Raw genomic sequence first — 17309 nt, 5'->3', positions numbered from 1 at the left:
AAGGCGCCGGGCCTTCCTTTTATCTTTAGAAATCGGACTTGTGGTCCGCGTCAATGAGCATCTGGATGAGGTGCTCTGAGTGGGTATCCGGTTCAACGACATTGGCATCCATATCAAAGGCCACTGGGGTGGCTCCATCCAGATTGATGGTCAGATGCCCGCCCGTGTCATTGGTGACGATGAGCTGGGAGATATCCTGCGAATCTCCCTGGAGGACCGGTTCTATATGCAGGCCAGAATCCAGGCTGATGGCGTCGTGAGCGGCGTCGAAGTCGGATATGGTCAGGGTATGGTCACCACCGGACAGGACGGAAGAGTCTATGAAGATGGTATCGCTTCCGTCTCCTGTGTAGACCGTGTCGTCACCCATCGAGGCATAGATGGTGTCGTTACCCGCGCCTCCGTCGATGCTGTCGTTACCCGCGCCTCCGATCAGAAGGTCGTCTCCGTCTCCACCGACCAGGATGTTGTGGTCGTAGGTGTGGCCCGGGCCATTGATGTAGTCGGCAAAGATGGTGTCGTTGCCACTGCCGCCTTCCAGCGTGTCGCTGCCGGCCCCGCCGACGATCAGGTCGTTGCCGTCCCCACCGTTGATGAAGTCGTTCCCTGTGTGTGCGGTAAGGGAGTAATGATCTCCGTAGATGGTGTCGTTGCCGGTACCTCCATCAATGACGTCATGACCGACGCCGCCGATAATCAGGTCGTTGCCGTCGCCGCCGGTAATATGGTCGTCGCCGTGGTCGGTTCGGGCTTCCATATGATCACCATAAATGGTGTCGTTGCCGGCACCTCCATCAATGGTGTCATGACCGACGCCGCCGATGATCAGGTCATTGCCGTCGCCGCCGTAGAGATGGTCGTCGCCGTAGGAGATGTTGTTATTTGAATGATCTCCGTAGATGGTGTCGTTCCCTTCTCCGCCGTAGATAGTGTCATGACCAGCTCCACCGACAAGCAGGTCGTTGCCCGTGCCGCCGTAGATACTGTCATCACCCCAACCGCTCTGGTTGTTGGCATAATCTCCATAAATGGTGTCGTTGCCTTCACCTCCATAGATTGTGTCGCTGGCGCTGCCGCCCACAATCAGGTCGTTTCCGGCTCCGCCGTAAAGCTCGTTGTCGGACCAGTCGTAGCCGTTGCGGTTACCGCCGTAGATGGTGTCGTTTCCGGCTCCGCCATAGATGGTATCGCTGCCTGCCTGGCCTGCGATGTCGTCGTCGGCACTGCCACCAGTGAAGGAACCGTCAAGCTTGGTTTGGACTGTGAGCTTGACGTCATCGAAATCGTCGTCATCGTCGCCGTTGTGGTCAGTCCAATAGGGATGGGGATCCTGTTCGTCGCCGGTGGAATTATTCGGTCCACGGGTCTGGTCATCCACACCGATCTGGACATTCTGGCCGTTGGCCATGGTGATGCCGTCGAGATCGGTTTGCCAGCTGTGGAAGGAAGCTTCAACGCCTTCACCGTTGAAGTTGGCGTTGTCGAATTGCACAAGCTGGGTGGGCCCGTTCTCACTGTTGAATGCCAGGACCCAATGGCCGTTGTCCTTGACGAAGTAAAGGTCGGCATTGAGGTCCAGGTTCTTGTTGGCTCCGTCGGAGATCAGGAAGAAGCGGATTTCCGCATCTTGCGCAAACGTCTTGAGAACCTCGCTCTGCGTGGCCTTGTTGGCGTTGAAGAGGATGATCTCCGGATCACTCGGTTCTCCGGCCTCATTTACGGTGTAGACGCCGATGACGTTGTTGTAGGTGGCATTGGCACCATCAAAGACGACTTCCTGGCTGTACACGTCGTCGACGACCATCGGAGCATCCTCGGTCACGGAGACGGTAGTGGTGCCTATGTTGCTGAGTTCGGACTGGCTGCCTTCGGCATCCTGTGCCTGCACCGTGATGGTGCGGTCCGCCTCGACATCGCTGGTGGTGGAGAAGGTTATCGACTTGATGGCGTTTTCATAATCCGCGAGGGAGGCGTTTTCGCCGCTCAGGGTTATGACGGTATGGTCTTCGTTTATCTCCACGAACAGTCCGCCCGAAATCGAGTCCGCATTGAGGCTGTCGCCGTCCAATGCGTTTTCAAGGGTGATGACTACGTGGTTCAGGTGCGTGGAATCCACATCGGTTATGGACACATCGCCCGCGATGGAAACCGCGTCGTGCCCCATCGAGTAGGAGGTGCTGTAGTTTGTTGTTGCGGCATCCATGGAGAGGACCGGCGCGTCATTCACTGCGCCGACATCAATGGAGCCGGTGCCCTGAACTTCGGTGGTTCCATCGGTGACGGAGTAGTGCAGATCCAGATTGCCGTTGAAATCGGCGTCCGGGGTGAAGGTCCAGGTTCCGTTGCCGTTGTCCGTCAGGGTGCCGTCGCTGACGCTAAGGCCCGTAATGGTCAGATCGTCGCCATCAAGGTCTGTTACATGCGAGAGGATGTCGTCTTCCGAGATGGTCAGCGGCACATCCTCGACAGCGTGCAGTGCCACGTCGCCCGCTTCAGGGGCGGTGTAGCCCATGGGAATATCCAGGGTAACGGTGGCGGTGGAGTGGCCGCCGTGTCCGTCGCTGACGGTGTAGGTAAAGCTGGCCTGCCCGCTGAATCCGTCGGCCGGGTCAAACACAACGTTGTGGTTTGCGTCGAATCCTACCGTACCGCCTTCCGCATCGCCGACAGCGGTGATGGTCAGGTTGGGATCGTTCAAATCGATATCGTGATCGTTGGCCAGCAGGTCGGCAGCCGCTATGGTAACGGTGCCGTCGTCCGCCATGATCAGGGAACCTGCATCGACTTCGCCGGTTTCAACCACGGCGACGGTGCCGGAAACTCCGCGCAGAGCGAAATCGGAGTTGTCCCATCCGTTTCCGTCATCGGTCGGTACTATCTGAATGGAGCCGATGGCCGTTCCGCCCAGATCGCTGGCGCTGATGTCCACTGAGAACTGTCCGCCGTGCGACGACGCGGTGATATCCACGGCGCCCAGCAGATTGCCGTCGGTATCGTAGGCAAAGACCTTTCCGATTTCCCCCTCTCCGCTGTAGAAGTAGGAGAGATCAAGAGACACGTTGGTCATGCCGTTGCCGGCGAAGGAGAGGGCAATCAGCTCATGGCCGTTGTAGTCCACCTCATGGCCGTGGTCGCCGCCGGCTATGCCGAATCCGCCCTGGCCGTACAGGGTCAGTTGGGCCGTATCCGAGACATGCACGGTATTGTCGGCCGCAATGTACCCATGATGGCCGGTGACGGTTATTCCTTCGCCTTCCCAGGCGTTTCTTACGGAGTTCAGAGAGCCATGACCAACCGCTACGGACACGGTGTCGCCGCCCGTAACCGTGGTGGGCTCTTCCAGAACCACCGTGAAGTGGTCGTTGCCCACTATCGGGTTGTCGTTCGTGCCGTTGATGGTCACGGTAATGGTTTGTTCCGTATGGTCGGCCGACGTAACCGTAAACGTATCGGTCAGTGACTGACCTGCGCCCAACTGCTGGACGGCCTCAGACTGGTTGTCCGCCGTATAGGTCCAGTGGCCGGATTCGTCGATAACCAGCGTTCCATGGTGATCCCCGCCCGACAGGGTGTCCGCCAGGAAGTGATCTTCGCCGGCGTCGGGATCGTCAATGGTCAACTGGCCTTGCGTGGTCAGCTCGTGGTCTGCAGTGACCTCGGTGTCTTCCTTGACGCTGCCGGTAATATCGCCGTCGATGCCAGCGACATCCGCCACGGCGGTGATGTTCAGGGTGACGGTGGCCGTGTCCTCGCCGCCGTGGCCGTCGCTCACCGTGTAGGTGAAGCTGGCCGGGCCGTTGTAGTCCTCGGCAGGGGTGAAGATGATATGCCCGTGTTCATCAATAGTGACCTCGCCATGGGTGGCATTACCCACATTGGTTATAGACAGGGGGTCGCCGTCGGCGTCCGTGTCGTTGCCCAGCAGTGTGGCCGGATCGATGTCCACCGGATGGTCTTCCAGGAAAGTGCCGACCTGTGCGACGGTTTCGCCGGTGACGGCGGCAAGCAGGAAGTCGCTGTTGTGGGACGAAGAGTTCGCATTGTTGTCAACGGGGCTTACCGTCACTTCCGCAATGGGAGTCGAAGAACCGAGCGTTGAGGCATCGAGAGTAATGTTGACGATGCCGTTGGCGGTTCCGTTTACCTCAACCTGTCCAATCTGGTGCCCGTTGGCATCATAGGCAATAACAAGCGCCTTCTCTATGTCGTTGCCGTCAAACTGGGATTGCGTGCCGTCGAAAAGAGCGTGCAGAGTTATCGTCACCGAACTCATCTGCTTGTCGTCGAAGGTCATATCAATGAACTCCGTGCGGCCGCTTTGTCCCTTGAGGGTATCGATTTCTCCGCCGTCCCGGCCGTTCTGCGCATTAACGCCGAATCCGGAGTAGGTGTAGTGCTCCCCAGCCTCGGAAAAGGCTACATTCTTGCTGCTCAGGGTGGAGGCGTTCCACTCGTTATCCTTGCTCAGATCCTCCCTGTCCGCATAGCCGGTCATGGCGCGAATCGTCACGCCGTTATCCGCCCAGGACTGGGCAACCTGCTGGACGTCGGAAATCGTCGCCCCTGTAGTTACGGAGATGGTTTCACTTTCCACTGCGCCGGAGCCGAGATTGTCGTCGCCCGCGACGGGGTTCTCATTGGTGTCGATTACGGTAACCGTGGCGGTCTGCGTCTGCGTCACGGTGCCGTCGGAGGCTTCGTAGGAGAAGGTGGCCGTTCCGTTGAAGTTGTCGTTGGGCGTGAACTGTACTTCGTTGTCCACGATGGTGGCGGTGCCGACCACATTGCCAGCGCCGTCAACCACATCGCCGACTCCGGTGAGGGTGAGGGGGTTGCCGTCCACATCGGTATCATTGGCAAGCACGTCGAGCATGGTGTGGCCGGAATCCTCACTCACGGTGAAGGAATCAGCAGCCAGGACCGGCGCGTCGTTTACCGGATCAACGGTGATGGTGGCGGTCTGGGTCTGCGTCACGGTGCCGTCGGAGGCTTCGTAGGAGAATGTCGCCGTACCATTGAAGTTGTCGTTGGGCGTGAACTGCACTTCGTTGTCCACGATGGTGGCGGTGCCGACCACATTGCCAGCGCCGTCAACCACGTCGCCGACCCCGGTGAGGGTGAGGGGGTTGCCGTCCACATCGGTATCATTGGCAAGCACGTCGAGCATGGTGTGGCCGGAATCCTCACTCACGGTGAAGGAATCAGCAGCCAGGACCGGCGCGTCGTTTACCGGATCAACGGTGATGGTGGCGGTCTGCGTCTGCGTCACGGTGCCGTCGGAGGCTTCGTAGGAGAAGGTCGCCGTTCCATTGAAGTTGTCGTTGGGCGTGAACTGCACTTCGTTGTCCACGATGGTGGCGGTGCCGACCACATTGCCAGCGCTGTCAACCACGTCGCTGACCCCGGTGAGGGTGAGGGTGTTGCCGTCCACATCGGTATCATTGGCAAGCACGTCGAGCATGGTGTGGCCGGAGTCTTCACTCACGGTGAAGGAATCAGCGGCCAGAACCGGGGCGTCGTTTACCGGATCAACGGTGATGGTGGCGGTCTGCGTCTGCGTCACGGTGCCGTCGGAGGCTTCGTAGGAGAAGGTGGCCGTTCCATTGAAGTTGTCGTTGGGCGTGAACTGTACTTCGTTGTCCACGATGGTGGCGGTTCCGACCACATTGCCAGCGCTGTCAACCACGTCGCCGACCCCGGTGAGGGTGAGGGGGTTGCCGTCCACATCAGTATCATTGGCAAGTACGTCGAGCATGGTGTGGCCGGAGTCCTCACTCACGGTGAAGGAATCAGCGGCCAGGACCGGGGCGTCGTTTACCGGATCAACGGTGATGGTGGCGGTCTGCGTCTGCGTCACGGTGCCGTCGGAGGCTTCGTAGGAGAAGGTGGCCGTTCCATTGAAGTTGTCGTTGGGCGTGAACTGTACTTCGTTGTCCACGATGGTGGCGGTTCCGACCACATTGCCAGCGCTGTCAACCACGTCGCCGACCCCGGTGAGGGTGAGGGTGTTGCCGTCCACATCGGTATCATTGGCAAGCACGTCGAGCATGGTGTGGCCGGAGTCCTCACTCACGGTGAAGGAATCAGCGGCCAGGACCGGCGCGTCGTTTACCGGATCAACGGTGATGGTGGCGGTCTGCGTCTGCGTCTCGGTGCCGTCGGAGGCTTCGTAGGAGAAGGTGGCCGTTCCGTTGAAGTTGTCGTTGGGCGTGAACTGTACTTCGTTGTCCACGATGGTGGCGGTGCCGACCACATTGCCAGCGCCGTCAACCACATCGCCGACCCCGGTGAGGGTGAGGGTGTTGCCGTCCACATCGGTATCATTGGCAAGTACGTCGAGCATGGTGTGGCCGGAGTCTTCACTCACGGTGAAGGAATCAGCGGCCAGGACCGGCGCGTCGTTTACCGGATCAACGGTGATGGTGGCGGTCTGCGTCTGCGTCACGGTGCCGTCGGAGGCTTCGTAGGAGAAGGTGGCCGTTCCGTTGAAGTTGTCGTTGGGCGTGAACTGTACTTCGTTGTCCACGATGGTGGCGGTGCCGACTATTTCACCGGCGCTGTTCACCACGTCGCCGACCCCGGTGAGGGTGAGGGTGTTGCCGTCCACATCGGTATCATTGGCGAGCACGTCGAGCATGGTGTGGCCGGAATCCTCACTCACGGTGAAGGAATCAGCGGCCAGGACCGGCGCGTCGTTTACCGGATCAACGGTGATGGTGGCGGTCTGCGTCTGCGTCACGGTGCCGTCGGAGGCTTCGTAGGAGAAGGTGGCCGTTCCGTTGAAGTTGTCGTTGGGCGTGAACTGTACTTCGTTGTCCACGATGGTGGCGGTGCCGACTATTTCACCGGCGCTGTTCACCACGTCGCCGACCCCGGTGAGGGTGAGGGGGTTGCCGTCCACATCGGTATCATTGGCGAGCACGTCGAGCATGGTGTGGCCGGAGTCCTCACTCACGGTGAAGGAATCAGCGGCCAGGACCGGCGCGTCGTTTACCGGATCAACGGTGATGGTGGCGGTCTGCGTCTGCGTCACGGTGCCGTCGGAGGCTTCGTAGGAGAAGGTCGCCGTTCCATTGAAGTTGTCGTTGGGCGTGAACTGCACTTCGTTGTCCACGATGGTGGCGGTGCCGACCACATTGCCAGCGCTGTCAACCACATCGCTGACCCCGGTGAGGGTGAGGGTGTTGCCGTCCACATCGGTATCATTGGCAAGCACGTCGAGCATGGTGTGGCCGGAGTCCTCACTCACGGTGAAGGAATCAGCGGCCAGGACCGGCGCGTCGTTTACCGGATCAACGGTGATGGTGGCGGTCTGCGTCTGCGTCACGGTGCCGTCGGAGGCTTCGTAGGAGAAGGTCGCCGTTCCATTGAAGTTGTCGTTGGGCGTGAACTGCACTTCGTTGTCCACGATGGTGGCGGTGCCGACCACATTGCCAGCGCTGTCAACCACGTCGCTGACCCCGGTGAGGGTGAGGGTGTTGCCGTCCACATCGGTATCATTGGCAAGCACGTCGAGCATGGTGTGGCCGGAGTCCTCACTCACGGTGAAGGAATCAGCGGCCAGAACCGGGGCGTCGTTTACCGGATCAACGGTGATGGTGGCGGTCTGCGTCTGCGTCACGGTGCCGTCGGAGGCTTCGTAGGAGAATGTCGCCGTACCATTGAAGTTGTCGTTGGGCGTGAACTGTACTTCGTTGTCCACGATGGTGGCGGTGCCGACCACATTGCCAGCGCTGTCAACCACAGCGCCGACCCCGGTGAGGGTGAGGGGGTTGCCGTCCACATCGGAGTCATTGGCGAGCACGTCGAGCATGGTGTGGCCGGAATCCTCACTCACGGTGAAGGAATCAGCGGCCAGGACCGGCGCGTCGTTTACCGGATCAACGGTGATGGTGGCGGTCTGGGTCTGCGTCACGGTGCCGTCGGAGGCTTCGTAGGAGAAGGTGGCCGTTCCGTTGAAGTTGTCGTTGGGCGTGAACTGTACTTCGTTGTCCACGATGGTGGCGGTGCCGACCACATTGCCAGCGCTGTCAACCACAGCGCCGACCCCGGTGAGGGTGAGGGTGTTGCCGTCCACATCGGTATCATTGGCAAGCACGTCGAGCATGGTGTGGCCGGAGTCCTCACTCACGGTGAAGGAATCAGCGGCCAGGACCGGCGCGTCGTTTACCGGATCAACGGTGATGGTGGCGGTCTGCGTCTGCGTCACGGTGCCGTCGGAGGCTTCGTAGGAGAAGGTGGCCGTTCCATTGAAGTTGTCGTTGGGCGTGAACTGTACTTCGTTGTCCACGATGGTGGCGGTGCCGACTATTTCACCGGCGCTGTTCACCACGTCGCCGACCCCGGTGAGGGTGAGGGTGTTGCCGTCCACATCGGTATCATTGGCGAGCACGTCGAGCATGGTGTGGCCGGAATCCTCACTCACGGTGAAGGAATCAGCGGCCAGGACCGGCGCGTCGTTTACCGGATCAACGGTGATGGTGGCGGTCTGCGTCTGCGTCACGGTGCCGTCGGAGGCTTCGTAGGAGAAGGTGGCCGTTCCGTTGAAGTTGTCGTTGGGCGTGAACTGTACTTCGTTGTCCACGATGGTGGCGGTGCCGACTATTTCACCGGCGCTGTTCACCACGTCGCCGACCCCGGTGAGGGTGAGGGGGTTGCCGTCCACATCGGTATCATTGGCGAGCACGTCGAGCATGGTGTGGCCGGAGTCCTCACTCACGGTGAAGGAATCAGCGGCCAGGACCGGCGCGTCGTTTACCGGATCAACGGTGATGGTGGCGGTCTGCGTCTGCGTCACGGTGCCGTCGGAGGCTTCGTAGGAGAAGGTCGCCGTTCCATTGAAGTTGTCGTTGGGCGTGAACTGCACTTCGTTGTCCACGATGGTGGCGGTGCCGACCACATTGCCAGCGCTGTCAACCACATCGCTGACCCCGGTGAGGGTGAGGGGGTTGCCGTCCACATCGGAGTCATTGGCGAGCACGTCGAGCATGGTGTGGCCGGAATCCTCACTCACGGTGAAGGAATCAGCGGCCAGGACCGGCGCGTCGTTTACCGGATCAACGGTGATGGTGGCGGTCTGGGTCTGCGTCACGGTGCCGTCGGAGGCTTCGTAGGAGAAGGTGGCCGTTCCGTTGAAGTTGTCGTTGGGCGTGAACTGTACTTCGTTGTCCACGATGGTGGCGGTGCCGACCACATTGCCAGCGCTGTCAACCACAGCGCCGACCCCGGTGAGGGTGAGGGTGTTGCCGTCCACATCGGTATCATTGGCAAGCACGTCGAGCATGGTGTGGCCGGAGTCCTCACTCACGGTGAAGGAATCAGCGGCCAGGACCGGCGCGTCGTTTACCGGATCAACGGTGATGGTGGCGGTCTGCGTCTGCGTCACGGTGCCGTCGGAGGCTTCGTAGGAGAAGGTGGCCGTTCCATTGAAGTTGTCGTTGGGCGTGAACTGTACTTCGTTGTCCACGATGGTGGCGGTGCCGACTATTTCACCGGCGCTGTTCACCACGTCGCCGACCCCGGTGAGGGTGAGGGTGTTGCCGTCCACATCGGTATCATTGGCGAGCACGTCGAGCATGGTGTGGCCGGAATCCTCACTCACGGTGAAGGAATCAGCGGCCAGGACCGGCGCGTCGTTTACCGGATCAACGGTGATGGTGGCGGTCTGCGTCTGCGTCACGGTGCCGTCGGAGGCTTCGTAGGAGAAGGTGGCCGTTCCGTTGAAGTTGTCGTTGGGCGTGAACTGTACTTCGTTGTCCACGATGGTGGCGGTGCCGACTATTTCACCGGCGCTGTTCACCACGTCGCCGACCCCGGTGAGGGTGAGGGGGTTGCCGTCCACATCGGTATCATTGGCGAGCACGTCGAGCATGGTGTGGCCGGAGTCCTCACTCACGGTGAAGGAATCAGCGGCCAGGACCGGCGCGTCGTTTACCGGATCAACGGTGATGGTGGCGGTCTGCGTCTGCGTCACGGTGCCGTCGGAGGCTTCGTAGGAGAAGGTCGCCGTTCCATTGAAGTTGTCGTTGGGCGTGAACTGCACTTCGTTGTCCACGATGGTGGCGGTGCCGACCACATTGCCAGCGCTGTCAACCACATCGCTGACCCCGGTGAGGGTGAGGGGGTTGCCGTCCACATCGGTATCATTGGCAAGCACGTCGAGCATGGTGTGGCCGGAGTCTTCACTCACGGTGAAGGAATCAGCGGCCAGAACCGGGGCGTCGTTTACCGGATCAACGGTGATGGTGGCGGTCTGGGTCTGCGTCACGGTGCCGTCGGAGGCTTCGTAGGAGAATGTCGCCGTACCATTGAAGTTGTCGTTGGGCGTGAACTGCACTTCGTTGTCCACGATGGTGGCGGTGCCGACCACATTGCCAGCGCCGTCAACCACGTCGCCGACCCCGGTGAGGGTGAGGGGGTTGCCGTCCACATCGGTATCATTGGCAAGCACGTCGAGCATGGTGTGGCCGGAATCCTCACTCACGGTGAAGGAATCAGCAGCCAGGACCGGCGCGTCGTTTACCGGATCAACGGTGATGGTGGCGGTCTGCGTCTGCGTCACGGTGCCGTCGGAGGCTTCGTAGGAGAAGGTCGCCGTTCCATTGAAGTTGTCGTTGGGCGTGAACTGTACTTCGTTGTCCACGATGGTGGCGGTTCCGACCACATTGCCAGCGCTGTCAACCACAGCGCCGACCCCGGTGAGGGTGAGGGGGTTGCCGTCCACATCGGAATCGTTGGCGAGCACGTCGAGCATGGTGTGGCCGGAGTCCTCACTCACGGTGAAGGAATCAGCGGCCAGGACCGGCGCGTCGTTTACCGGATCAACGGTGATGGTGGCGGTCTGCGTCTGCGTCACGGTGCCGTCGGAGGCTTCGTAGGAGAAGGTGGCCGTTCCATTGAAGTTGTCGTTGGGCGTGAACTGTACTTCGTTGTCCACGATGGTGGCGGTGCCGACCACATTGCCAGCGCTGTCAACCACGTCGCTGACCCCGGTGAGGGTGAGGGTGTTGCCGTCCACATCGGTATCATTGGCAAGCACGTCGAGCATGGTGTGGCCGGAATCCTCACTCACGGTGAAGGAATCAGCAGCCAGGACCGGCGCGTCGTTTACCGGATCAACGGTGATGGTGGCGGTCTGCGTCTGCGTCACGGTGCCGTCGGAGGCTTCGTAGGAGAAGGTGGCCGTTCCGTTGAAGTTGTCGTTGGGCGTGAACTGTACTTCGTTGTCCACGATGGTGGCGGTGCCGACCACATTGCCAGCGCCGTCAACCACATCGCCGACCCCGGTGAGGGTGAGGGTGTTGCCGTCCACATCGGTATCATTGGCAAGCACGTCGAGCATGGTGTGGCCGGAGTCTTCACTCACGGTGAAGGAATCAGCGGCCAGGACCGGCGCGTCGTTTACCGGATCAACGGTGATGGTGGCGGTCTGGGTCTGCGTCACGGTGCCGTCGGAGGCTTCGTAGGAGAATGTGGCCGTTCCATTGAAGTTGTCGTTGGGCGTGAACTGTACTTCATTGTCCACGATGGTGGCGGTGCCGACCACATTGCCAGTGCTGTCAACCACATCGCCGACCCCGGTGAGGGTGAGGGGGGTGCCGTCCACATCGGAGTCATTGGCAAGCACGTCGAGCATGGTGTGGCCGGAATCCTCACTCACGGTGAAGGAATCAGCGGCCAGGACCGGTGCGTCGTTTACCGGATCAACGGTGATGGTGGCGGTCTGGGTCTGCGTCACGGTGCCGTCAGAGGCTTCGTAGGAGAAGGTGGCCGTTCCATTGAAGTTGTCGTTGGGCGTGAACTGTACTTCGTTGTCCACGATGGTGGCGGTGCCGACCACATTGCCAGCGCTGTCAACCACATCGCCGACCCCGGTGAGGGTGAGGGGGTTGCCGTCCACATCGGTATCATTGGCGAGCACGTCGAGCATGGTGTGGCCGGAGTCTTCACTCACGGTGAAGGAATCAGCGGCCAGGACCGGCGCGTCGTTTACCGGATCAACGGTGATGGTGGCGGTCTGCGTCTGCGTCACGGTGCCGTCGGAGGCTTCGTAGGAGAAGGTGGCCGTACCATTGAAGTTGTCGTTGGGCGTGAACTGTACTTCATTGTCCACGATGGTGGCGGTGCCGACCACATTGCCAGCGCCGTCAACCACATCGCCGACCCCGGTGAGGGTGAGGGTGTTGCCGTCCACATCGGTATCATTGGCAAGCACGTCGAGCATGGTGTGGCCGGAATCCTCACTCACGGTGAAGGAATCAGCGGCCAGAACCGGGGCGTCGTTTACCGGGGTGATGGTCAGATCAACGGTCGCGGTGCTGTATCCGCCGTTCGCATCCTGCACGCCGTAGGTAAAGTTAGCGCTGCCGTTGTAGTCGGCGTCCGGGGTGAAGGTCACGGTGCGGGCATCCTGGTCGATAACCACGGTGCCGTGAGTATCGTCGGAGGTGCCCACGGTGATGATGCGCAGTTCGCTGTTCGGGGTCTCGGCATCGCTGTCGTTACCCAGCAACTGGTCGAAAGTGAAGGTGGTGCTCTGGTCTTCCGCGATGGTGAACTGGTCACCCACGGTTACCGGCCGATCGTTGACGCCCACCATGTCGATAGTGGTCTCGGCGCTGGCGCTCAGGCCGCCGTTGTCCGTGACGGTTACGGCCACGGTACGGGCTGAGGTGTCGAAGTTGTCCAGGCCGTTGGAGAAGGTGATGGACTGGATGGCGCTTTCAAAGTCGGCCGGAGAGCCAGCACCGTCGGTCGCCGTCAGAGTGATGCCGGTAATGGCACCTGTCTCGGCGTCCGTGATGGTGGTGGCGGTGATGCCGTCGGGCAGGTTGCCGAGATTCAGCTGATCCCCGTCCTGCGGGTTGTCGATGGTGATGGTGGCATGGTCGATGGCCCCTTCGACATCCGTGATGGAGATGCCGGCGGAGGCAATATGCACGCCGCTGGTATTCTCCACAAAAGTGGCCGTGTAGCCGGTGCCGTCGGCTCCGTCCACGGGCTGGATGTGCAGAACCACGTCCGAGAAGTCGTGGTCTCCGCCGTTCCAGATGTCCTCCATGGCAATGGTCGTGGAGCCGTCCGGGTTCTCGGTGATGTGGAAGTGGCCGCCTTCCAGGTTGTCCGGATCGTTGTTGGAATCGGAGAAGAAGACGCTTGCCGTGGAGGGCGAGCCATCCACGTTCAGCACCAGCTTGCCGTCTTCGACAGAGAACGAAAGGTCACTGTCCGTGAGGCCAGGGTACTTGCTCGCACCATCGGACATGATGAAGAATTCGTAGTGTTGGCCTTCGGCCAGCGTAGTCAGAACCGTGCCTGGATCAATACCGGCATTCTGGTTGTACACCAGGATCTGCGGATCGGAGGCGTGTCCCTCGTCATCGACGATGTAGGCACCGACGACGTTGTTGAGGGTTGCACTTTCGCTGACGAAACTTACCTGCATGTGGCTGCCGCCGTCGAGATCAAGGGTGGGCGCGTCGTTTACCGGATCAACGGTGATGGTGGCGGTCTGGGTCTGCGTCACGGTGCCGTCGGAGGCTTCGTAGGAGAATGTCGCCGTACCATTGAAGTTGTCGTTGGGCGTGAACTGTACCTCGTTGTCCACGATGGTGGCGGTGCCGACCACATTGCCGTCGCCGTCAACCACGTCGCCGACCCCGGTGAGGGTGAGCTTGTCGTTGTCCGCATCGGAATCGTTGGCGAGCACGTCGAGTATGGTGTGGCCGGAGTCTTCATTCACGGTGAAGGAATCGGCAGCCAGAATCGGCGCGTCGTTTACCGGATCAACAGTGACCGTGCCTGAGCCGTTTACGGAATGTTCGCCGTCACTCACGGTGTAGGAGATATCCACGGAGCCGTTGAAATTGGCATCCGGGGTAAAGGTCCAGGAGCCGTCACTGACATCCACACTATGTCCGTTGATGGTCAGGGAAGTCAGCTCTCGCGCATCGCCGTCCGCATCCGATGTCTGGGCCAGGATGTCGGCTGCCGTAATGGTGAGGGGGGTGTCTTCATTAGTAGTGAAGGTGACGTCGCCAGCCACCGGGGCGTTGTCGTTGACGTTGCCTACGTTGATGGTCAGATCTTCGGTGGTATACCCGCCGTCGCCGTCGTCCACTCGGACGGTCACGGTGTAGCCGGTGGTGGTTTCGTAATCGAGGTTGCCGGTCAGGGAAATTTCGCCGGTCTCCGAATTGATGGAGAACGGGGAGTTGTTGTCCACGATTGAGTAGGTCAGGTCCGTGGAGTCCACATCGGAACCGACTGCCGTGGCAATGACGGAACCTGCGGCCGCGTCTTCGGCAACGACTACCGTATCGCCCGCGGTCGGGGTGACCGAATGCATACTAATGTTGTCGATGACATTGCCGTAGCTGTCGGCATCATGCGAGACCAGCGTCAGGGTGCCGGAGGTTTCGCCTTCGCCCACAGTGACGAGGATGGAGCCTGTTTCCCATGCCGTGTCGCCTGGATTGATGGTTGCGACCACTTCGCCGTTCCACAGGACGTCGATATTGCCGGAGTCTTCGCCTTCCCAGTTGTCGCCACGGTCGAACAGATCGAGATTGATGACGTATTCGCCTTCGCTCAGCCCGTTTACAACTTGAGAGATTACCAAGGCTTCGTTGTTGCCTACCCCGGTGTCGATGACGTTGTCACCGTCGCTGGCGCCGTTGATGCCGAAGCGGTCACCGCTCATGACTTCCCAACGGTCGCCTTCCACCCGGGTCCAGCCCTCGGGGGCCTGGCCGTTTGCCCAGTCTCCTTCGGCAATGGTGATGCCTTCTTCAAAACTGCCGTTGTGGATCAGGTTCTCGGAGCCAACCGTGCTGGCGAATTCAAGGGTGGGCCCGTCGTTGACTGCTTCTACCTGGAAATTGGCGGTGGCGGGAGTGGAGAGCTCCCCGTCACTGACGGAATAGGTGAGCTGCACGTCACCGTTCCAGTTGTGCGAAGGGGTGAAGGTCCAGGTGTGGTCACCGTTGTCCGTCAGGGTGCCGGAGCCATCGGCCAGGGTCAGGTCGGTGACATGCATGGTGTCGCTGTCCGGATCCGAGGCGTTGGCCAGCAATTGGGCTTCGGTAATGACGATGGGCTGGCCGTCTTCGTCCATACCCGCGAGGGTCATGGCCGCCGAGACTTCCGGGGTCTCGTTCACATCACCCACGTTGATGACGAGTTCCTTGGTGGTGGTCAGATCGCCGTCGCTTACACTTACATTAATAGTATAACTGGTGGAATCTTCGTAATTGAGACCAGCGGCCAGGGTGATGACGCCGGTATTGGCATCGATGGTGAAAGGTGTGCCGTCTTCAACAATGGAGTAGGTCAGGCCGGTGGAATCCACGTCCGACCCCACGGCCGTGGCGACGACCGTTCCGAGGTCCGTGTCCTCGGGCACGAGGACCGGAACGTTGTCGCCGGTGTTCACGGAGTGCATGGAGACATTGTCGATGACGTTGCCATAGTCGTCGGCGTTGCTCGATTCTATGGTCAGCGTGCCGTTGGTCTCGCCATCTGCCACGTTGACGGTGAAGGTGGCGGTTTCCCAACTCTCGGTGCCGGGATTGAAGCGGCCGACTTCCTCGCCGTTCCAGTAGACAACGATATCGCCGGAATCAGCTTCGCCCCGGTTGGCGCCCCGGTCGAATCCTTCGAGGGAAATTACGTACTCCCCCGCCTCGGGCAAAGACACGTCCTGGGCTATAACCATGGCCTGGCCGTGTCCAACGCCCATGTCGACCACATTGCGCCCGTCCGCGCCGTCTTCTATGCCGAAACGGTCCCCGCTCATGACCTCCCAACGGTCGCCTTCGACCTTGGTCCAGCCCTCGGGAGCCTGATTGTGGCCCCAATCGCCATCGGCGATGGGAATATCCTCGAAGCTGCCATTCTGGACGTAGTTGGTCGTCGTGTCCGTCGCTTCAAAGGTCAGTTCCGGCGCATCATTCGCCCCGTTGACGGTCACGGTAATGGTTTCGGTCACAGTCTCTGTGCCGTCGGTGGCGGTGACGGTGAAGGTGTCGGTCTTATGGTCGCCGTCGCCCAGCGCCTGGGCCGCTTCGTTGGGTGTGTAAGTCCAGTTGCCGTCGGCGTCGATGGTCAGGGAACCGTAATCGCCCTGTATATTGTCGGCCGGGATGAAGTGGGGATTGTCCTCAATGTCGGCATCGGTAACGGTCAGAACTCCGGATATGGAACCGTCATCTTCATTGATGGTCACGGCGTTGGTGCCGGATATGACCGCGGCATCCTCAACCGGGGTGATATCGATGGCGCCGGAGCCCTGCACTGTATAGGTGCCGTCGGAAACCGAAAAATTGACCGATACTTCGCCGTTGAAGTCCTGGTCGGGCATGTAGGACCATACCCCGGCTGCGATCTGGGTCAGGGTTCCGCCGGAGACGGACAGGTCGGTAACGGCCACGTAACTGCCGGGGTCGGGGTCGCTGACCAGGGAAAGGATGTCCGTGTCATGAATGATCAGGGGGGATGCCGTACCGGTTTCAGCATTATAGCCGTCCTCGGCCATTTGCAGGGAAAGATGCCCGTTGATGGTCGGCGGATTGTTCGAGTCGCCGAACTGTATCTCCGGCTGGTCCTGAATATTGCGGACGAACAGCAGCCGCGAATCGTCGCGTGCCTGAATATCCTGGCCGTCCAGCCCGGTCAGGCCACGGTAAAGGTTGCCATCGTCGTCAGTGTATACACCGGCTCCGCTACCCGTTTGCGCTGCATTGGCGGCGGTTTCGGACTCGTTCTGGTTAACGTTTTCGAATGCGAAGAGGTAGACCTCGCCGGGAACCTGCTCCCCGCTGATGAGCTGGAAGACCGGGAGTCCGCCATCGTGCGCCAGATCCAGGAATCCTTCGAAGACCAGGGTGCCGCCATTCTGCGCGTTGAGCACCAGATCCGAGCCGTTGTGCGAGAACGTGACGTCGGCAACGTCAAAGTTGTACTCGATCAACATATTGGGCGTGAGCTTCACGACCTGGGTCTGGTTGGGGCCGGGGAGATTCACGGATGTCGGAGTGAGGTTTATGGGCGTATCAGTCATGACTTCCTCCTGGAAGGGCATATGGCGTATATAGTCTAAAGGCGTATACAGCACTCAATGATATAATATATAAGTTCTGGCCTGCTCAGAGTCAATGCAATAAAATTACGTTAATCTAATATGTTACTATGTGGATAAAATTCGAAACCAACATGAAACCCCTTTCTGCACGGGGATAACATAGGATGGCTATTTTGGGCGATTATGAGCAGTTATTAAAGTTATCAACAGGATATTGTTAAAAAAATGA

The 17309-nt window shown here is 60.0% G+C and carries 1 protein-coding gene; it reads right to left on the bottom strand.

Annotated features, from left to right (window positions below):
- Nucleotides 1-25 precede the first annotated feature (25 nt).
- Nucleotides 26-17059: a tandem-95 repeat protein gene (locus ACI0FG_RS12705; RefSeq protein ID WP_419785369.1), complete on the bottom strand. Its 17034-nt coding sequence runs from the start codon at nucleotides 17057-17059 to the stop codon at nucleotides 26-28.
- Nucleotides 17060-17309: the final 250 nt, after the last annotated feature.

The organism is Pseudodesulfovibrio sp. 7M6 (genome assembly GCF_050058625.1).
GTDB classification, from domain to species: domain Bacteria; phylum Desulfobacterota; class Desulfovibrionia; order Desulfovibrionales; family Desulfovibrionaceae; genus Pseudodesulfovibrio; species Pseudodesulfovibrio salinus.
This window is presented reverse-complemented; position numbering and strand designations above follow the sequence as displayed.